This is a genomic window from Ruegeria sp. CDSB013, from assembly GCF_059611165.1.
In genome coordinates, this window is sequence record NZ_JBXWPA010000005.1 from 284,161 (window position 1) to 303,177 (window position 19,017).

Below are 19,017 nucleotides of genomic sequence, written 5' to 3' on the forward strand. Positions count from 1 at the left end.
CCATCTGATGTTAGAAACAGCGCAGGTTGTCTGGCAAGAAAAACTACCTATGTGATACACCATTGAGCACTGACGCTGCGTGATTGTTATCTTCGTTTAGAGATCACCTGATTGAAACTAAAGCGTTTTTTGTCTTTGGCTGCTGTCGGGCTCCGAAGCACCTTCTGGAAAAGCCGAATAATCAAAGCCCATCTTTTTGGCAATCCAAAGCCAAGGTTCCTGCTTTTGCCGGGCGCGCGGCTGGGATAGCGTGGCAGTCATGAGCAGTACTCCTCGATTCATTCACCTCCGTGTTCACACCGAATATTCCCTGCTGGAAGGCGCCGTGCGGCTGAAAAAGCTGCCCGGTCTGTGTGGCAAGATGGATATGCCCGCCGTCGCTGTGACGGATACTAACAGCATGTTCTCGGCTTTGGAGTTTTCGGTCACCGCCAGCGGGGCCGGAGTGCAGCCGATCATGGGTTGTCAGGTTGACCTGACCTATATGCAGGCGCAACCGGGCGAAAAGCCCAAAACACCCGCACCGGTGGTTTTGCTTGCCCAGTCCGAGGCCGGGTATGAGAACCTGATGAAGCTCAGCTCGTGTCTTTACGTCGACAAGGGTGGGCAGTTGCCGCAGGTGACTCTGGAAGAACTTGCGGAACGATCTGATGGGTTGATCTGCTTGTCCGGTGGGCCGGATGGACCGGTTGGGATGTTGTTGCAGCAGGGTCAACGCCCCGCAGCTGAGGCCTTGGTGGACCGGTTGACAGCGATTTTCCCCGATCGTCTTTATATCGAACTCCAGCGTCATCCGGGTGAGGGTGGTCAGCCAGAGGCTGAACGTCTGACCGAGCGTGGCCATGTGGAAATGGCTTATGCCAAAAACCTTCCTCTAGTCGCCACCAATGACGTCTATTTCCCGACCACAGATATGTACGAAGCGCACGATGCGCTGATTTGTATCTCAGAGGGGGCCTATGTCGATCAGCAAGAAGGCCGCCGCCGCCTGACCGCGCAGCACTATTTCAAGTCGCAGCAGGAGATGGCGACCTTGTTCGCCGACTTGCCCGAGGCCATTGAGAATACGGTCGAGATTGCCAAACGCTGTGCGTTCATGGCCTATCGCCGCGATCCGATCCTGCCGAAATTCGCTGATGACGAGGTTGCCGAACTGCGTCGTATTGCGAATGATGGTTTGCAAAAACGTCTGGCAGTGATCCCGCACGCAGTAACGCCACAGGAATATCAGGAACGCTTGGACTTCGAACTCGATATCATCGAAGGCATGGGATTCCCCGGTTACTTCCTGATTGTTGCCGATTTTATTCAGTGGTCCAAGGATCAGGACATCCCGGTGGGGCCAGGTCGTGGCTCGGGCGCGGGGTCTCTGGTGGCCTATGCGCTAACGATTACTGACCTTGATCCGCTGCGCTATTCGCTGCTTTTCGAACGGTTCCTGAACCCGGAACGGGTTTCGATGCCGGACTTCGATATCGACTTCTGCATGGATCGCCGGGAAGAGGTGATCCGTTACGTGCAGCAGAAATACGGTCGCGACAAGGTGGGGCAGATCATCACCTTTGGCGCGTTGCTGTCGAAAGCTGCGGTGCGGGATATTGGTCGCGTGCTGCAGATGCCATACGGGCAGGTGGATCGCCTGTCCAAGATGATCCCGGTGGAAGGCGTCAAACCCGTTTCCATCGAAAAGGCGTTGAAAGACGAACCCCGGCTACGGGAAGAGGCGCGTAACGAGGAGGTTGTGGACCGCCTGCTGACTTACGGTCAGCAGGTCGAGGGGTTGCTGCGAAACGCTTCGACCCACGCGGCGGGCGTGGTAATCGGGGATCGTCCATTGGACGCGCTGGTGCCGTTGTATCAGGATCCTCGGTCCGACATGCCGGCGACCCAATTCAACATGAAATGGGTGGAACAGGCCGGGCTGGTGAAATTCGACTTTCTGGGCCTGAAGACGCTGACTGTGATCCAGAACGCTATGGATCTGATCTTCAAATCTGATCGCCCGTTGCATGTCGCTGCTGATGGTACGGAGCTTTACGAACCCGCTGAAGGGGCGGAAAACCAGATTAACGCCATCCCGCTGGATGATGAGGCGACATACAAACTGTATTCGGCGGCCAAGACTGTGGCGGTGTTTCAGGTGGAATCCTCGGGCATGATGGATGCGCTCAAGCGGATGAAGCCTGACTGTATCGAAGATATCATTGCCCTCGTCGCGCTCTACCGACCTGGCCCCATGGAGAACATCCCCAAGTTCTGCGAGGTCAAAAACAAGCTGAGCGAGCGGGACACGCTGCACCCGTCCATCGATCATATCCTGGACGAGACACAAGGTATCATCGTTTACCAGGAACAGGTGATGCAGATCGCCCAGGAAATGGCGGGCTACAGCCTTGGCGGTGCGGATTTGCTGCGCCGCGCGATGGGTAAGAAAATCCAGGAGGCGATGGACGCAGAGCGGCCCAAGTTCCTCAAGGGTGCTGCTGAGAACGATGTGGATGAGGCCAAGGCGACTGAGGTTTGGAACCTGCTGGATAAATTCGCCAACTACGGGTTCAACAAATCCCACGCTGCCGCCTATGCGGTTGTCAGCTATCAGACAGGCTGGCTGAAGGCGAACCACCCGGTCGAGTTCATGGCAGGTGTCATGAACTGCGATATCCACCTGACCGACAAGCTGGCCGTATACTTCGAAGAGGTCCGTAAGGGGCTGGAACTGCCTTATGTACCGCCTTGCGTGAACCGGTCGCTGTCTACATTCGACGTGGTGGACGGGCATCTGGTCTATGCGCTGGGCGCGCTAAAGAATGTGGGTGTCGAAGCGATGAACCTTGTGGTCGCTGGTCGCGAAGGCAAGCCGTTCGTGAACCTGTTCGACTTTGCCCGCAAGGTTGATCTGAAGAGGGTCGGCAAGCGCCCGCTAGAGATGATGGCGCGGGCAGGGGCCTTCGATCAGCTCGACAAGAACCGCCGTCGCGTTTTCGAAAGCCTCGATCCGCTGGTGCAGTATTCGGCTGCCATCCATGACCAGAAGAACTCGAACCAGGTGTCGCTGTTTGGCGAGGCGGGCGATGACCTGCCCGAACCGCGCTTGTCGCCTTCGCCTGATTGGCTGCCGGCGGAACGTCTGAGCGAAGAATTCAAAGCAATCGGTTTTTACCTGTCGGGACATCCGTTAGACGACTATTTGCCCGCGCTGAAGCGAAAGCAGGTTCTCACGCTGGATGAGGTGACCGAAAAAGCACGCTCTGGCCCCTTTATCGCCAAAATGGCTGGTGTTGTTGCCGGACGGCAAGAGCGTAAATCCGCGCGTGGAAACCGGTTCGCCTTTGCGCAATTGTCGGATCCGACGGGCGCTTACGAGGTCACTCTGTTTTCAGAAACGCTCGAAAAGTCACGCGAGTATCTGGAAACCGGAGCGCAGGTGGTGCTGACCGCCGAAGCGACGATGGAGGCGGATCAACTCAAGCTGCTGGGGCGCTCGGTCGGCCCTGCGGATTCCGTGGTGGCAGAAGCCGGGGCGACGGGGCTGCGTATCTTTGTTGACGAAGCGCAAGCTGTGCCAACCGTAGCAAAAGTTCTTGAGGATGCCGCAACTGCCGCCAAAGGCGCGGCGCGCGGACCGATCCAATTGTTGTTACTGGACCCAAGCCTGCCAGGTGATGTCGAAATGGACCTGGGCGCTGAGTTTCCGATCAACCCACAGATCAAAGGCGCGATAAAATCGCTGGAAGGTATTCTGTCCGTCGAAGAGATCTGACCTCTCTTTGTTGCCAGACAGTTAGCACCCCGCTAGGCTGACCCTACAGAGATGTCTTTGGGTCATGCCGCAGGAGGGTGTTGATATGACAATTGCAGGTCTCAATTTCAGAAGAGTTTTGTTTGGGGCGGCGGCATCGCTGGCTTTGGTTGCAGCCTCGGTCGCGTCGGCGGACGACAAGAAGAAAAAGAAGACCCTTGAAGGCGCGCTGATCGGCGCAGGTGTTGGAGCGATTGTCGGTGACGGAAAAGGCGCAGCGATCGGTGGCGTGGCCGGAGCCATTATTGGACATAACTGGAAGTGATTGTGATGCGTTTTTTCAAACTCAAAATGTCAGCTTGTGCCGCAATCCTGGCAGCTCCGTGTGTGGCTGCGGCCGATGAGGCGGCTGAGCAGATGGTGCAGGATGCATTGCCCGTCATGCATTATACCTGCGCCTCGATTGCAGAAGAAGCGGATGGTGATGAAGAATTTGTTGTGACTGTTGTCGCAAAGATGACTGCCCTGTCTCTCCACAATCGCCAGATCAATATCGAAGATCATGCGGCCACAGATGAGGAAAAGGCCCAGTTGCGTGAAGCATTCATAGCAGCGCTGTCGGAAGGTTGCGCCTCGGATAAGGATGCCCTTTTGGGCGGCGTGGTCGACAACGCGGTGAAAACGTCGCTGGGTTTGTGACCCACGTTCGTTTTAGGCACGTTAGAGCGTGCCCACCGCACAACGAACCAGAGCCCAACCTTTTTCCATCCCGGCGGCCTTGAGGCCAGCGACAAAGCGGTCGGACAGGAACAGTAGTGAAGGCACTTTGGGGTCCAGCCATATGTCTGGGCCACTTACCGCTTCAGGAGTAACGACCAACTGATCTTCTTTCCCGCTTACCGGAAGATACGCTATCCCGCCTCCTCGGCAGTTTAGAGGCGCTCGAATATCGCCTTCCGGGCCAAGCGCTTCATAATTGCCCATGGATCGTTTGTTGCCCACATTCAGCAAATAATACGGCTCTGGTGTTGACAGCCGGGCCTCGTCTGAATCCATCACTGTCAGCGGGTGAAAGACCGTTTCTCCTAGATCGAACTGTTCAAGAACAGCCTTTGCCGACTCGGATACTAGTGGATAACCACCGCCACTGATGAACGGAGGCGGGACATATTCGGGATGTGCATTGAAATACCATACATCCCCGACCTGCTCCTTGGTCAGGATTTCACCACGTTTCCAGCCGCGAGAAGACTCCTGAACCATCCTCTTGGACCATTCAACTTCTTCTGCTGTGTGCTTCGCGCGCCATCTATCGCCAAACTCCTTTCGGGTCACCCCCTGTATCGCGTTGCCGTCATTCACCGTTGTTGAAATCCAGACGCAGAGGTCACCGTTCACATCTTTCGCCATCAGTCAAACCTCAATAATGCGGCGGGCGTTCGTCGCCGAAAACAACACCGCCTGAACCTTCCTGCGCCCGCTCACCTTCGCGGCGCATCAGCATTTCGACACGGCGTGTCAAACGATCAATCTCGTCCTGTTGGCGGGTGACGACCGAGTTGAGGTCTTCGACCGTACGGGCAAGATGGGCGATCTGCTCTTCCAGATGCTGCATGGGGGACTCCTGTGTCTTAGGCCGGTCATAGCGACCCGGACAACGCATGGCCAGCGAAAGCGCGCCTTGCCCCGATGCGGGGCATGGGATAGACCGCGCGCGGAACAAGGAAACTCCCAAGGACGCCCCACATGGCCAAGCCCAAGAAACAGCCCCGCCCCAAGGCAATTACGCCAAAAGGGTTCCGCGACTATTTCGGCCAGGAAGTCACGCAGCGCACCGAGATGCTGCGGGCTATTGCGGATGTCTATCATCGCTACGGTTTTGACGCCCTGGAAAGCAGTGCGGTTGAGACTGTCGAGGCGCTTGGCAAGTTCCTGCCCGACGTAGACCGCCCGAACGAAGGCGTGTTTGCGTGGCAGGAGGTCGATGAAAACGACAAAGGCGATTGGATGGCTCTGCGCTATGACCTGACAGCGCCATTGGCCCGCGTCTATGCGCAGCACCGCAACGATCTGCCGACACCTTATCGCCGCTATGCGATGGGCCCGGTCTGGCGGAACGAAAAGCCGGGGCCGGGGCGGTATCGTCAGTTTTATCAATGCGATGCGGATACGGTGGGTACGGCCTCGATGGCCGCAGACGCCGAGATTTGCGCGATGCTGTCTGATACGTTGGAGACCGTGGGTATTCCGCGCGGCGACTATCTGGTGCGGGTCAACAACCGCAAAGTCCTGAATGGCGTGCTTGAGGCGATGGGGCTTGGCGAAGACGTCGCTGACCGCGACAACGTTCTGCGCACCATCGACAAGTTCGACAAAGTTGGCGAGCAGGGCGTGCGAGAGCTGCTGACCAAAGGCCGTCTGGACGCCTCTGGCGCGTTTATCGACGGTGTTGGTCTTAGCGAGGATCAGGCTGAGCCGGTGATCGCGTTTCTGACCTCCAAGGCCGCGGAAACCGCCGGAACTTTGGCCAACTTGCGCGCCGCCGTAGGCGACAGCAAGATCGGCGCGGACGGGATCGCCGAGTTGGAACAGATCGGCACCTTGTTGGATGCGGGCGGGTACGGCGCGGACCGGATCGAGATCGACCCTTCGGTCGTGCGCGGTCTGGGTTATTATACCGGGCCAGTTTATGAGGCCGAGCTGACCTTTGAGATTTTCGATGAGAAAGGCCGCAAGCGGCAATTCGGATCGGTTTCGGGTGGTGGTCGCTATGACGATCTGGTCAAACGCTTCACCGGACAGGAAGTTCCTGCGACCGGCGTCTCCATCGGGGTTGACCGTCTGCTGGCCGCCCTGCACGAAAAAGGCAGGATCGCCGCACAGGCCACGGGGCCGGTGGTTGTGACTGTTATGGATCGGGACCGTATGGCCGATTATCAGGCGATGGTGGCTGAACTTCGCAACGCGGGTATCCGGGCCGAGGTCTACTTGGGTAACCCAAAGAACTTCGGCAATCAGCTGAAATATGCGGATAAACGGAACTCTCCGATTGCAGTGATCGAGGGCGGCGACGAAAAGGCCAATGGGATCGTGCAGATCAAGGACCTGATCCTGGGCGCGAAGATTGCCGAAAGCGCCACGCTCGAGGAATGGAAAGAACGCCCCAGCCAGTTCGAAGTGTCACGTGGTGATCTGGTCGCCAAAGTGCGCGAAATTATGGACAGTCAGGACTGACCGATGCCCAATCGTTCCCAGATACAGGCCCGCGCCGCGATGATGCGTGTCCGATTCGAAGCTGCCGGCGCGCAGGTTGTGGATACGCCCCTGCTGCAACCGGCTGAAACGTTGCTGGACCTTTATGGCGAAGACATCCGTGCGCGTGCCTATGTAACTTCGGATGCCTTGCGTGGCGAGCAGATGCTGCGCCCGGATTTCACCCTGCCGGTCGTGCAGATGCACATGACCGAAGGGGCTGAACCCGCACGCTATACCTATTCAGGCGAAGTCTTTCGTCGGCAAGAGCATGATCCGGATCGGTCCAACGAATACATTCAGGTCGGTTATGAAGTTTTTGACCGCAATGATCCCGCCGGGGCGGATGCCGAGGTGTTTTCCCTGTTTGCCCTGCAATTGCGGGGGCTGCCCCTGCGCGCGGCAACCGGGGACATCGGCATTCTGACGGCGGCTGTTCAGGGCCTGCGTACCACAGACCGACGCAAAGCGGCCTTGATGCGCCATCTGTGGCGTCCGCGTCGGTTCCGCGTTTTGCTCGATCGGTTTGCCGGACGAAAACCCGAGCCGGAACACCGCAGAATGCTTTTGGAGGCCGCAGACCTGATGGGGTTTGACGTTCCAATAATCGGAAAACGCCGTGCTGCCGAGATTGAGGCCCGCATCGACGCGTTGCGCGAAGATCGTGAGACGCCGCCGATTTCTGACAACGAGATTGCAGGCCTGGAATCTCTGCTGACCGTTCGGGAAACCATGCCCTTTGCTTTGGAGCAGTTGCGGGATGTGGCCGTTGACCTGCCTCAGATCACCCCGGCGCTGGACAGGCTTGAGGCAAGAATTGCCGCCCTGCAGGCGCGTGGTGTTGACGTGAGTCGGTTGGATTTCGAGGCTGCCTATGGGCGTACGTCGATGGAGTATTACGACGGGTTTGTCTTTGGGTTTTATGCCGAAGGTCGCCCCGATTTGCCTCCGATTGCCACCGGCGGGCGTTACGATGCGCTGACGCGACAACTGGGCAACGGGGCAGAAATTCCAGCTGTTGGCGGCGTACTGCGCCCGGACCTGATGCTGGAAATCGAGGAGGCCGCGCAATGAGCTTGAAACTGGGCGTGCCCTCGAAGGGCCGATTGATGGATAAGACCTTTTCGTGGTTCGAAAAGCGCGGCATCACATTGTCGCGCAGCGGATCAGACCGCGAATATGCCGGTAAGGTTGAAGGGATCGACGGAGTCTCGCTGATCCTGCTGTCTGCCGGGGAAATCCCCCGCGAACTGGCAGCTGGCCGCATTCATATGGGTGTCACCGGAACAGATCTGGTGCACGAAAAATTGCCACGGTGGGAACAGCAGATTGAAGAAGTCTCCGAGTTGGGCTTCGGCAAAGCGGATCTGATCATTGCGACCCCTGCCTGTTGGGTCGATGTCGAAACCCTGGACGATCTCGATGCTGCAGCGGCAGCGTTTCGCAAAACCCACGGGCATCGGTTGCGGATTGCGACCAAATACCACCGATTGGTGCGCGAGTTTCTGACGGATGCGGGGGTTGCAGATTACACTCTGGTCGACAGCCAGGGCGCCACCGAAGGCACCGTGATGAACGAAACCGCCGAGGCGATTGCCGATATCACCTCGACAGGTGAGACATTGCGCGCAAACCACCTTAAAATCCTGTCGGACGGCCTGATCCTACAATCACAGGCCACGCTGTGGCGTAGTCGTGTTGCCAGCTATGATGCGGGTGAAAAAGCGGTTCTTTCCGAACTTCTGAACCGCTTAAGCTGATTATAGCACGCCAATATCCGCCAACGCGCGATTCAGATCATCGGGCAGAGAATCATCTTCGGCTCGCCCTTTGGGAAGATCGGCAGGCGTATCTTCAGGTTTAAGGTATCGCCACCCTTGGAACGGGCGTTTCAAGGCATTCTGGGTACGGTGCACCTCAGGGTCCAGCACGATGGCGCAGCGGCGGATACCGTCTTCGCCGCGCACTTCGTCCATCCGAACGATGCGTTGACGGCATTGGATCACACCCTTGATGACCCAATAGATTGATCCGCCGTTCAGAATCTCGGCTTCACGTTTGGGCCACATCCGGGTGACGTGGCGCGGCAGGCCGTCTTCATAAAGCGGCTTGCGGCTGCCCTGCCATTCCATCAGCGTGTCGACGCTTTCCGATCCGACCGATAGTTTTATGAGGTTTATGTAGTTATCCACAGCTTTCCCACAGAGTCGTCCCGAGGCCCTTCTTTATATTGTAGCTCGCAATGCGCTGGCATCAAGGTGTTGTGGTGAGGGCGTGAATTGGGATAGTCTGAATACCTCTTTCAGAACAGGGAATCACCAATGAGCCGCTTTGCCGCCCCCATCGCCGAGCAGATCTGGGACATGAAATATCGTTTCAAACAGGCCGATGGCACGCCCATTGACCAAACGGTTGAGGACAGCTGGCGACGTATCGCTCGCGATCTTGCGCAGGTCGAAAAAGACCCGGCGCATTGGGAGCAGAAGTTCTTCGAAGCGCTGGAAGATTTCAAATACCTGCCTGCTGGCCGTATCACCGCTGGCGCAGGTACTGCGCGACGAGTGACGCTGTTTAACTGCTTTGTCATGGGCACGGTGCCGGACAGCATGGGCGGTATCTTCGATATGCTGAAAGAGGCCGCGCTGACCATGCAGCAGGGTGGGGGGATCGGCTATGATTTCTCGACCATTCGCCCGCGCGGAGCGGATGTGCATGGTGTAGCAGCGGACGCATCGGGGCCACTGAGCTTCATGGATGTATGGGACGCGATGTGCCGTACCATCATGTCCGCAGGTTCTCGCCGTGGCGCGATGATGGCGACCATGCGCTGTGATCACCCGGATATCGAACAGTTCATCACGGCCAAATCCGACCCCGCACGCCTGCGCATGTTCAATATGTCGGTGCTTGTCACCGATCCCTTTATGGAAGCTGTCAAAGCCGATGGCCCGTGGGAGCTGGTGTTCGACGACAAGGTCTACCACACCGTTCAGGCGCGTGATCTGTGGAACAAGATCATGCAGGCGACCTATGACTATGCAGAACCGGGTGTGATCTTCATCGACCGGATCAACAAAGCCAACAACCTCAGCTATGCCGAAACCATCGCGGCGACAAACCCGTGTGGCGAGCAGCCGTTGCCGCCATATGGTGCATGTCTGTTGGGGTCGATCAACCTTGCCCGTCTTGTGGCAGAACCGTTCGAAGATGCGGCCCATCTGAATGAGGCTGCCCTGCAAGAGCTGGTCGCGACAGCCGTCCGCATGATGGACAACGTTGTCGACGCGTCGAAGTTCCCGCTGCCGGAACAGGCCGCCGAGGCGCAGGCCAAACGCCGTATCGGGCTGGGCGTGACCGGGCTGGCCGATGCTCTGCTGATGCTGGGTCTGCGCTATGGATCGGACGAGGGCGCGCGTCAGACCGAGCTCTGGTTGAAAGCGATTGCGCGCGCCGCGTATCTGGCGTCGGTCGACTTGGCGAAGGAAAAAGGGGCGTTCCCCTTGTTTGATGCCGAGAAATACCTGGAAAGCGGCACGATGCAGCAGATGGATGATGACGTGCGCAATGCGATCCGCGAATACGGCATCCGCAATGCTTTACTGACTTCGATTGCTCCGACCGGTACGATTTCTCTCTATGCAGGGAATGTGTCGTCAGGGATCGAACCAGTCTTTGCCTATGCCTATACGCGGAAGGTCCTGCAAAAGGATGGCTCGCGCACTGAAGAAGAAGTCGTGGACTACGCCGTGCAGATGTGGCGCGACAAATTTGGCGACAAGGAACTGCCAGACTATTTCGTCAACGCGCAGACGCTGTCCCCCTCCGATCACGTTAAGATGCAAGCGGCGGCTCAGAAATGGATCGACAGCTCGATCTCGAAGACGATCAACTGCCCCGAAGACATCAGCTTTGACGCTTTCAAAGATGTCTACATGCAGGCCTGGGATCAGGGGTGCAAAGGGTGCACGACCTATCGTCCGAACGATGTGACGGGGTCCGTCCTGACCGTGTCAGAAAGCGAAGACAAAGCGCCGGGTGAAAGTGCAAGCGCACCGCATGAAATTGACGGTGGCGACGTGATCTACATGTCGGAGCCGCTGGATCGCCCACAATCTCTGGAAGGGTCGACCTACAAACTGAAGTGGCCCGACAGCGAACACGCGATCTACTTGACGATCAATGACATTGTCATTGGTGGCCGTCGCCGTCCGTTCGAAGTGTTCATCAACTCGAAGAATATGGAGCATTACGCCTGGACGCTGGCGCTGACCCGCATGATCTCGGCCGTGTTTCGCCGGGGTGGGGATGTGTCTTTTGTGGTCGAAGAACTGAAGGCCGTGTTTGACCCGCGCGGTGGTGCTTGGGTTCAGGGCAAGTATATCCCGTCGATCTTGGCCGCAATTGGTGGCGTGATCGAACAGCACATGATCAATATTGGCTTTCTTGAGGGCGAGGGCATGGCGCTCAAATCCGACCCTCAAGCGCAGGTCGTCAACATGGACGCACCACGTGGCAAAGCCTGCCCATCCTGCGGCCAGTACGATATGGTGATGATCGAGGGCTGCATGACCTGCCGCAGCTGCGGTCATTCAAAATGTGGCTGATGTCGTGAATTTCAGCGTCGGTGTGTGGGTGGGCATAAATAGCCCATAGGCTTGATTTTTGCGCCCATTTGAACGGGCTTTAATGCCCACAGATTATTAAGGATTTGAAACAAAATAAGAAAGATTCCTGTAGAGATTCGAGATTGTTCTGCGTTGTGCGACCATCGATAGCATTCGTGCTATTGACCAAGACCAGAAAAACTCAAGACTGTGGCCATGGAACCAAACCGTCTCATACGCTTCACACGCAAAAGCTGACCAGAATGTTGTACTTGCCCAGCAAAAACGCTCGGGCAGTTCCATGGCAATCGGATACCGAATTGATGAAAAACAAATCGCCTATCGAGGAGTCCCCTCAATACTCCGAATTGAACGCTCGATTTTCCCGTTTTCTGCTGGACTTCCGAAAGGAAAAACTCGCGCAGCAACTTGCCGGAAACGACAAAAACCGTGACGAAATCACTCGCGGAGACTTTCAATCATTCAAAGCGCGGATGACTGAGGGTTTAGAACTAACCGATTACGATCTAGATCGTATTCACCGCCGAGTATTGTCGGTACTTCTCCGCCCCGAAGCGGGCTCGGTGCTACAAGACGAATGAGACCGGAAGGCGTGAAACTGGCGCGTAGACCGATCCGTTTTGACGATGAGTCAGTCCTGAATCTCACTTGAACATCTACGGTCACTTCACTGCGCACTCTCCAGTGACACAACAAACACGTTGTTCCAAGCTACTCCCGTTTTTATCTTCAATGCGCAGCATCGGCGGGTCGCAGCCCGAAGCGGACAATCATCGTAGGGCTTTGCAAACCCCGAAATGCAGGACAAAACGGCCCTAGGCTCAATGATTGCTGCCGACCGCTCGTAGCCCAAAGTAGACCTTCAATTCCAAGCATAGTGACTTCCGAGATGCGGACAAGGCTGCCAGCCGAAGTCGACATCCTGTTGGGCTGCTTTCTACGCTCAACAGCCGCTCGTTTTGACTGAGCGTCTCGCATGTACAACATCACCCCTGAACCAGAAGCGGAAGTTGACATTCGACACGGCGAACCGTTTTAGAACCTGAAGCGGGTGAGTATTCCGAAACCGCCTTCTGTACGGGCCCCGGTTTCAAGAAAACCCTTAGTAGGGCCAAAACGAGAGTTGTTGAGCTCGGACTGGTCAACATCCGGGAAACAACCAACGCTCTGCCTCAGAAAGGTCCCCTGGGCAGCCCTTTATATCCTTTGAGTTCCAGAAGTCTCCAACGCTGCCATCTTTGTTAAAATTGCATTGGAATGTTAATTCGCTGCCCATGACTGAACCGTTGACTGGGATCGAGCCGTCGACACGCGCCGTTTGCAGCTCGACTCGAACATCTTCTATTGGCATTCCCAGGCGCCCGGACGCGATCCGCTCGCAGTTGTTCATCAGCTCGACTGGGTCGTTGGCAGCGATTGCTGACGTGGTCAACGTGGTCGCGACCACCGAAATCAAAACAAATCTCATTTAGTTTCTCCCTGACTATGGTTGTGTCAATTTGACAGATCCAAATTGATGAATAATGCACCGATGGTCTCTGGTCCATCAGGTCTAATATTTCTGGTGCTCGTGGGCGATTTCCCAATGCACTTTGTCTGCTGATGTGCCTTTGATCCGGGCCGCCACAAACGTCTGGCCTTGATCGAAATAGGCGGTTGTCGAGCCAGCAAGCAATGGGATTTTGCTTGCGCCGCGAATGACGGCAAGGTCGGCAAAGTAGCCGAACGCATTGGCCTTTGGTAAAGGGTACTTTGGGCTCAGTGTGGTCGTACCGGGCTCTGTAGTTCAACGACCGCTCCGAACAGCCCAATGCCCGCTCATTGATCCAAACCTCTGTAATCGTTGAATTTTCTTCGTTCCGGGAACGGCTGCCTTCGGTGCGCAGTCCAAGCTTGCTCCGCTGCGCCGCCGCAAGACCGCTTCGAGCCCAAAGCAGAAACGCCATGCGATTAAGCAGAAGAACCTGCTAGCACCAAAAATCAGTGGTCAACAATCTTACTCAATTTCCGAGGATCGCGCCCAGAGATTGATTTCCTCTTCCGAGCTGACCTCGTCAATCTTAGCGAGTTCCGCTTCGGTAAATTCCAAATTCTGGACCGCACCTACGCAATCCACGATCTGCTCAGGACGCGAAGCGCCAATAAGGGCTGTCGTAATCCGGTCACCTCTCAGCACCCAAGCAAGCGCCATCTGAGCTAATGATTGACCGCGTGACGCCGCTATATCGTTTAGAGCCCTGACACTCGTCAATGAACGTTCGTTGATCATGCCGTCCAATAGAGACTTGCCTTGGGTCGCACGACTGTCTTCGGGAATGTCGTTCAGATACTTCGATGTCAAAATACCCTGGGCAAGTGGCGTGAACGCAATCGATCCCACGTTCAATTCGTCAAGCGTATCCAACAGCCCGTCCCGCTCAACCCAACGGTTGAGTAGGTTATACGACGGCTGATGAATCAGGCACGGCGTGCCAAGGTCTTTCAAGATGGCCAGCGCTTCGCGCGTTCGTTGCGAGTTGTAGCTTGAAATTCCGACGTAAAGTGCGCGCCCAGAGCGCACTATATAGTCTAAGGCCCCCATAGTTTCTTCCAGAGGGGTATCTGGATCGTAACGGTGGGAATAAAAGATATCTGCGTATTCTAACCCCATCCGCTTGAGCGACTGATCACAAGAGGCCACAAGATACTTTCGTGATCCCCACTCCCCATAGGGGCCCGGCCACATATCATACCCTGCCTTGGTAGATATGATGAGTTCGTCCCGATAGCCTGCGAAATCAGTTTTTAAAATTTCACCGAATGCTTCTTCCGCCGATCCCGGCGGCGGGCCATAGTTATTTGCTAAATCAAAGTGCGTTATACCCAAGTCAAAAGCAGTGCGGCAGAGATCGCGCTTTGTCTGCTGCGGGGTATCCCCACCAAAGTTGTGCCATAGCCCAAGGCTTATCGCGGGTAGCTTTATGCCAGACTGCCCACAACGGCGATAGACCATTTGCTCGTAGCGGTCCGGATTAGGAAGAAATGGGCGTGGCCGAGGCTTCGGAGGGCGTTGTAATTTGCTCATCTGCCCATAATCCGAGATCATCACCCCGTGTCAATTCAACGAGATAGTAATCGGCAATCAGCGAAGCCTGCCGTATAGACGGAACATGCCTCAGGCATTGCCAGCGCAAATTGTCAAACTGCAAACTAGTCCTCGAATAACGCGCGAACCTTCGACATATCATAGGCATGTTCCGTCAGGTTTTCAGGATCCCATTCGCTCCGCTCAGCTTCAAAAAAATCCCCGCCGTATACGTGGATTGCTCCGGTCAACTTGGGGATAGGGTTTGTAACCGAGTGAATGAGGTCCTTACCAAGGGGAGCATATTCACCCGTCGACAATGCTCGAGCCCCCGCCGCTTCAATGCGTCCGTTAGGGTCATCTGCTACGCGCCGCCAAAAAATGTTATCTTCTCGACCACCATAAATACCGATCACGGCCCACATTTCGTGATTGTGGGGCATTATGGTCATTCCTGGCTTCCATACGACGTTGACGATTGTCAGATCACCTGACTTGTAAATGGGAAAGATACCGCTTTCGGTCGGCTCTCCCAAGGCTTGCGTCACGCCCGCGGGATCGCGCATCGCCCGGTCCACCACCTCAGCCACCGATTTGTGAGACGCGTCCTGATCTACTGCGGTCCGGCAGTCCGCTACAAACTGTTCCATGTTCCACAAATCTTCAGCCCCCAATTGCATACGATAAATGCAACAGGGTAGCACAGGCAGTAAAATAGACGAAATTGGGACCCAGATTGCAGCTGCATGTATCGGGCATCTAAGACTTCCAATGACTGCTTGGCCTGCTTAGCGTTCTTTCGCCAGATCGGGGCGGATGTCTACTTTGCGGAACCATCCGTCGATTGCATCGCATACATTAGGCTGTCTGTTTGCTTAATCGAAAATGCGTTCGCCCTGCTCGTCGATCACCTGTTTCGCCTTTGCGATGCTGAAGCTTTCGCCCTGATCCCGGGTCTCAAAAACATCCGCCCGGATCACAGTATGGGCCTTGCGATCTCCGTCGATGGTCTTTTCGATACGGGCTAGAAGGCGGTATTTGCCACCTTCGGGCATCAGGTCCGGATAGATTTCGAACCCTCTGTAAGAGACTGGCTCCAGCTCCGACTTTTCACCACCACCGAAGAGTTTAGAGAAGAGGGACATTGGGCGGCTCCTTTCAGCGTTGCTATGACGGGAGACTAGCGCCGCTTAGGACAGGCGTGAAGCATGTCGTGCTATCACAACATTTGCCTTCGATCCGTTGGCACGCTCCTTGCGTTGCCTCATACGTTCAGATCCGCGGTAAAAGTCCATTCCCCACACCACGCTCCCTTGTAAGACTGTCCAGACCGCCATTCTGACACGCCGCCGACGACGACCGCTTCGAGCCCAAAGCGGACACTAGAATTTTTCAATCCGTTCGTTCCATGTCATTCAGCTCAAAACTACTGTCCAGCAGACTAGGTTCCGGACCATAAAACCGCGCGAGAAGGAAAAAACGACGTTCTGGATTGGTTGGAAGCCAGTTGCTTTCTTTTCCTTCTGGTGCCTTTGGCCCGAAGAAAATATCAACGGACCCGTCGTCGTTCTTAACGACGCTGGCCATGTTAGAATCGATAGTGCTTGGCTCAATGTCTCGAAGATATGAGGCCGTTTCCAGATCGTAAGTCGTGATCGACCAGAAATCGCGGACCGGAACATTGGCAGGTACGGTGATTTTGTAATTGCGGTTGCCATCGAGCCACTCTCCATCTGGAGTCTCGGCCAGATCGAGGTAGTAGGTTGCTGTCCCGTAATTCTTAACACTTGTTATAATCGCGTAGTAAAGTGCACCGCGCGCCACATAGTCGTAGTATGAAGGGTATTCATAGCTCCATTCTGTTTCTCGCGATCCATCGGGAACAAGCGCTGACCACTTCTTCCCTTCGAACACAAATGGATTGAGCACACGGTGGTACTGGTCAATCATGTATTCGAGTGCTTCAGGACCAGCTACATCATAAATAGCCTGCAATTTTGCATCGGGTTCAAAAGGGTCGTTACGCTTGATTCCGATACGTGCAAGTGCACCCATCATGGCAAGATCGCGATCCAACACGACTTCTTCGCCTATCATCTCGTGGATGTGACCATAGATTCTACCATCCATCTTAGGCGTCATTTCCAGCGGCACGCCGTAGACATCAACATAATTTGTTGCGGCCTCATCTCCAGCCTCTGACAGCGGATACACCTTGATTTGTTTAGTCAATGCAGTGGCCCTCGCAAGGTTTTCTTCGGTCGGACCTCCGGCGATAATCGGCCGGAGCACAGCAAAGCCGAAATTGGTTTCCTGCTCATAGACCAGAGCATTCCTGAGCAGCGGACCATCATAATTTGGCGGCACCAACAGGTATTTTGCGCCAAGGCCTCTGTCGCGCCCTTTTGAGCCCACATCGTCAAGTGGGCGTTGCCAAGCGTCCATCACGGTGCCAAAGATGCCAATCCCTTCGACTGAAGCAGGCATTTCGAACACAACTGGCCCATCTTTGATGTTCCAATATGCATGAATATAGGGCGTCGTATTGTTGGGCGTAGCTGTTTGGAAGCGCCAATCTTGAACCTTCGAATTGTAACCAATGTCATTCGGCCCGACACCGGCCCGAGCGAGAGCATCGATGTAGAATTTGAAGTTCATCAAAGGCATGGCCCAGACAGCAGCATCAACTGCGCGATGATAGGTCATGCGGTCCGCAGTGTTAGCGTTCGATGGGTCAAAATCCTCGGCATGACTCGCAGTCGCGACGATCACCCCCAAAACCAATGCCTTGATGGCACCTAAACTCTTCCCCCAGCCCATAACGAAACTCCTTCTGGAACAAATTTCTGATTCTGAATTGCGCTTGCCAAGACTATAGGCAGAATTTGATTATTTGCACTTGATCGGTCGCGCGATGAATGACTGCTCCGTCCGCACTGCCGCCGTTGACCAGGTCGGGACAGCTCATATGCCCAACCAAAACTGTCAGATGACCACTGTGAGCCCAAAGTGCAAATTGCTGCACCGTGCATCAATGCCGGCAATGCGCAGAAACCGGACTTTGCAAAGTCTGGTTATGCCCGCTGGAGCGACGGTGGCGTCGATGCCTTAGCTGATCGTTCCCCACGGCCCAAGTCAGTGTGGAACCGCACCCCGGGTAAGGTCCGCGAGGATGTTGTCGATTTTGCCCTTGAGCATGAAGATCTGACGCCGCGCGAACTGGCGGTCAAATACACCGACGAGAAGCGGTACTGGCGCTGGAGGCGTCTGGCTGCAACAACGCGACGATCCTTCAGAAACCTCGGCTGCTCAGCGACAATGGCTCGTCTTACGTCGCCTCTGATCTTGCCGTTTATCTTGAGGACAAGGGCATGGATCATGTTCGTGGTGCGCCGCACCATCCGCAAACCCAAGGCAAGATCGAACGCTGGCACCAGACCATGAAGAACCGTGTCCTCTTGGAAAACTACTTCCTGCCCGGCGACCTGGAACGCCAGATCGGGGCGTTCGTCGATCACTACAACAACCATCGCTACCACGAGAGCCTGGACAACCTAACCCCCGCCGATGTCTATCACGGCCGCAGCGCGAAGATCCTAAAGAGGAGAGAGGAGATCAAGAAGCAGACAATCCGAAAACGCAGGTTGCAGCACCAAGCCGCTGCCGCCTAAACTCAAACAGAAACCGAACCAGAGCCTCCGTTACAAAACGGCCTAAATTCTCCGGAAAACCCTGACGACGTACAGTCGGTTTTTTGGGGCATCCGATGATCCGAGCCGGATGCCCAAACAGCACTCAGCAAGGCATATTGTATGCCTCATTAACCTTCTGAGCGATGACACCTTCGGTTGATGTCTATTCTTCAACTTAACCTTGTTTGGAAACCAGCTTCCCACTCCGAAGAATTCCTCTAAGGTTTCAAGATGTGCCTTTACCAGGCTGGCGCTACTGCTGCTTTCGTTTGACCGAAATAATGCAGCCAGAGTGTTTTGGATGTCGTGCCGGTACATCGCGTGCCATTGCGTCCACGTTTCCGAGATGCCGCAACGCTCCGTTGTTCAGCAACACGCCTCGCCCAGCATCATAACGGCGCTGTCCAAATCCGCTGGCAACGCATTCCCAGTCTTCCTTGGCCGCCGCGTTGCGGAATCTCGGTAGGTCGTGCGGATCATGCCGCCCAGGTGTTGCTGCGACGTGATCGTGTTTCTTCGCATTGCTTTGGTGGGTTATATGGTGGGTCACTTGAGTTGTGCCAGGTCGCTGGACAGTACCGGTCGTCGGCCTCGGCTTAGGGCGCATGATTGTCACGACGCCTTGTGGTTTCGGATGTCCTGGGA

Annotated in this window: 17 protein-coding genes and 1 pseudogene; 9 read left to right on the forward strand and 9 right to left on the reverse strand. The window is 55.6% G+C overall.

The genetic code is table 11. The features are described from left to right. Positions 1-259: 259 nt before the first annotated feature. The 3 genes from dnaE to AC2FJF_RS11670 all read left to right on the forward strand — a co-directional run bounded on the left by dnaE (position 260) and on the right by AC2FJF_RS11670 (position 4,438). On the forward strand, positions 260-3,760 hold the full coding sequence (gene dnaE / locus AC2FJF_RS11660; RefSeq protein ID WP_496725554.1) for a DNA polymerase III subunit alpha: 3,501 nt from the start codon (positions 260-262) through the stop codon (positions 3,758-3,760). An 85-nt stretch (positions 3,761-3,845) separates the two neighbouring features. Next, positions 3,846-4,064: a YMGG-like glycine zipper-containing protein gene (locus AC2FJF_RS11665; RefSeq protein WP_058275719.1), complete on the forward strand. Its 219-nt coding sequence runs from the start codon at positions 3,846-3,848 to the stop codon at positions 4,062-4,064. A 5-nt stretch (positions 4,065-4,069) separates the two neighbouring features. Further along, on the forward strand, positions 4,070-4,438 hold the full coding sequence (locus AC2FJF_RS11670) for a hypothetical protein (protein WP_496696223.1): 369 nt from the start codon (positions 4,070-4,072) through the stop codon (positions 4,436-4,438). A 21-nt stretch (positions 4,439-4,459) separates the two neighbouring features. Here the strand turns inward: AC2FJF_RS11670 and AC2FJF_RS11675 are convergent, their stop codons facing one another. Beyond that, the gene (locus tag AC2FJF_RS11675; RefSeq protein ID WP_496725555.1) at positions 4,460-5,149 is read right to left on the reverse strand and encodes an imm11 family protein; all 690 of its coding nucleotides are present in this window, start codon (positions 5,147-5,149) and stop codon (positions 4,460-4,462) included. 10 nt (positions 5,150-5,159) lie between these two features. Next, complete coding sequence (locus tag AC2FJF_RS11680; RefSeq protein ID WP_496725556.1) at positions 5,160-5,354, reverse strand: SlyX family protein; 195 nt, start codon at positions 5,352-5,354, stop codon at positions 5,160-5,162. A 131-nt stretch (positions 5,355-5,485) separates the two neighbouring features. Between AC2FJF_RS11680 and hisS the strand changes: the two genes are divergently transcribed. From hisS to hisG, 3 genes are read left to right on the forward strand one after another with little or no spacing between them, the layout of a single operon-like run. Then, on the forward strand, positions 5,486-6,973 hold the full coding sequence (hisS, locus tag AC2FJF_RS11685; protein WP_496725557.1) for a histidine--tRNA ligase: 1,488 nt from the start codon (positions 5,486-5,488) through the stop codon (positions 6,971-6,973). Between the two features lie 3 nt (positions 6,974-6,976). After that, positions 6,977-8,065 carry an ATP phosphoribosyltransferase regulatory subunit gene (locus AC2FJF_RS11690; RefSeq protein WP_496725558.1) on the forward strand — a complete coding sequence of 363 codons (1,089 nt, stop codon included), beginning with the start codon at positions 6,977-6,979 and terminating at the stop codon, positions 8,063-8,065. Further along, positions 8,062-8,751 (forward strand): ATP phosphoribosyltransferase, encoded by a 690-nt coding sequence (gene hisG, locus AC2FJF_RS11695; protein WP_496725559.1) that lies wholly within the window; start codon positions 8,062-8,064, stop codon positions 8,749-8,751. The genes AC2FJF_RS11690 and hisG overlap by 4 nt, the downstream gene beginning before the upstream one ends. Here hisG and AC2FJF_RS11700 read toward each other — a convergent pair whose 3' ends face one another. Next, complete coding sequence (locus AC2FJF_RS11700; RefSeq protein WP_496725560.1) at positions 8,752-9,183, reverse strand: DUF1489 family protein; 432 nt, start codon at positions 9,181-9,183, stop codon at positions 8,752-8,754. Positions 9,184-9,312: 129 nt separating this feature from the next. Between AC2FJF_RS11700 and AC2FJF_RS11705 the strand changes: the two genes are divergently transcribed. Next, positions 9,313-11,595, forward strand: a complete 2,283-nt coding sequence (locus AC2FJF_RS11705; protein ID WP_496725561.1) for an adenosylcobalamin-dependent ribonucleoside-diphosphate reductase — start codon at positions 9,313-9,315, stop codon at positions 11,593-11,595. A gap of 323 nt (positions 11,596-11,918) precedes the next feature. Continuing rightward, a complete protein-coding gene (locus tag AC2FJF_RS11710) occupies positions 11,919-12,197 on the forward strand; it encodes a hypothetical protein (RefSeq protein WP_209509890.1) in 279 nt (92 codons plus the stop codon). Between the two features lie 560 nt (positions 12,198-12,757). On the opposite strand, the gene AC2FJF_RS11715 is transcribed toward AC2FJF_RS11710, so the two are convergent. From AC2FJF_RS11715 to AC2FJF_RS11735, 5 genes are all read right to left on the reverse strand, one after another. Further along, positions 12,758-13,084, reverse strand: a complete 327-nt coding sequence (locus AC2FJF_RS11715) for a hypothetical protein (RefSeq protein ID WP_496725562.1) — start codon at positions 13,082-13,084, stop codon at positions 12,758-12,760. A gap of 528 nt (positions 13,085-13,612) precedes the next feature. Then, positions 13,613-14,680, reverse strand: coding sequence for an L-glyceraldehyde 3-phosphate reductase (gene mgrA / locus AC2FJF_RS11720; RefSeq protein ID WP_496725574.1), 1,068 nt, complete (start codon positions 14,678-14,680; stop codon positions 13,613-13,615). Positions 14,681-14,805: 125 nt separating this feature from the next. Next, positions 14,806-15,330: a cysteine dioxygenase family protein gene (locus AC2FJF_RS11725; protein ID WP_246097323.1), complete on the reverse strand. Its 525-nt coding sequence runs from the start codon at positions 15,328-15,330 to the stop codon at positions 14,806-14,808. 225 nt (positions 15,331-15,555) lie between these two features. Beyond that, complete coding sequence (locus tag AC2FJF_RS11730; RefSeq protein WP_050605877.1) at positions 15,556-15,825, reverse strand: HlyU family transcriptional regulator; 270 nt, start codon at positions 15,823-15,825, stop codon at positions 15,556-15,558. 247 nt (positions 15,826-16,072) lie between these two features. Continuing rightward, positions 16,073-17,500, reverse strand: coding sequence for a DUF1214 domain-containing protein (locus AC2FJF_RS11735; RefSeq protein ID WP_496725563.1), 1,428 nt, complete (start codon positions 17,498-17,500; stop codon positions 16,073-16,075). 255 nt (positions 17,501-17,755) lie between these two features. Between AC2FJF_RS11735 and AC2FJF_RS11740 the strand changes: the two are divergent. Continuing rightward, a pseudogene (locus AC2FJF_RS11740) lies at positions 17,756-18,351 on the forward strand (helix-turn-helix domain-containing protein); the annotation flags it as partial. Between the two features lie 274 nt (positions 18,352-18,625). On the opposite strand, the gene AC2FJF_RS11745 reads toward AC2FJF_RS11740, so the two are convergent. After that, complete coding sequence (locus AC2FJF_RS11745; protein WP_496725564.1) at positions 18,626-18,922, reverse strand: hypothetical protein; 297 nt, start codon at positions 18,920-18,922, stop codon at positions 18,626-18,628. Between the last annotated feature and the right edge of the window lie 95 nt (positions 18,923-19,017).

Bases quoted from the DNA above. Each gene is read 5' to 3' on its own strand.
- dnaE (WP_496725554.1), top strand. From the start codon at position 260: ATGAGCAGTACTCCTCGATTCATTCACCTCCGTGTTCACACCGAATAT.
- AC2FJF_RS11665 (WP_058275719.1), top strand. From the start codon at position 3,846: ATGACAATTGCAGGTCTCAATTTCAGAAGAGTTTTGTTTGGGGCGGCG.
- AC2FJF_RS11670 (WP_496696223.1), top strand. From the start codon at position 4,070: ATGCGTTTTTTCAAACTCAAAATGTCAGCTTGTGCCGCAATCCTGGCA.
- AC2FJF_RS11675 (WP_496725555.1), bottom strand. From the start codon at position 5,149: ATGGCGAAAGATGTGAACGGTGACCTCTGCGTCTGGATTTCAACAACG.
- AC2FJF_RS11680 (WP_496725556.1), bottom strand. From the start codon at position 5,354: ATGCAGCATCTGGAAGAGCAGATCGCCCATCTTGCCCGTACGGTCGAA.
- hisS (WP_496725557.1), top strand. From the start codon at position 5,486: ATGGCCAAGCCCAAGAAACAGCCCCGCCCCAAGGCAATTACGCCAAAA.
- AC2FJF_RS11690 (WP_496725558.1), top strand. From the start codon at position 6,977: ATGCCCAATCGTTCCCAGATACAGGCCCGCGCCGCGATGATGCGTGTC.
- hisG (WP_496725559.1), top strand. From the start codon at position 8,062: ATGAGCTTGAAACTGGGCGTGCCCTCGAAGGGCCGATTGATGGATAAG.
- AC2FJF_RS11705 (WP_496725561.1), top strand. From the start codon at position 9,313: ATGAGCCGCTTTGCCGCCCCCATCGCCGAGCAGATCTGGGACATGAAA.
- AC2FJF_RS11710 (WP_209509890.1), top strand. From the start codon at position 11,919: ATGAAAAACAAATCGCCTATCGAGGAGTCCCCTCAATACTCCGAATTG.
- AC2FJF_RS11715 (WP_496725562.1), bottom strand. From the start codon at position 13,084: ATGAGATTTGTTTTGATTTCGGTGGTCGCGACCACGTTGACCACGTCA.
- mgrA (WP_496725574.1), bottom strand. From the start codon at position 14,680: ATGAGCAAATTACAACGCCCTCCGAAGCCTCGGCCACGCCCATTTCTT.
- AC2FJF_RS11725 (WP_246097323.1), bottom strand. From the start codon at position 15,330: ATGGAACAGTTTGTAGCGGACTGCCGGACCGCAGTAGATCAGGACGCG.
- AC2FJF_RS11730 (WP_050605877.1), bottom strand. From the start codon at position 15,825: ATGTCCCTCTTCTCTAAACTCTTCGGTGGTGGTGAAAAGTCGGAGCTG.
- AC2FJF_RS11735 (WP_496725563.1), bottom strand. From the start codon at position 17,500: ATGGGCTGGGGGAAGAGTTTAGGTGCCATCAAGGCATTGGTTTTGGGG.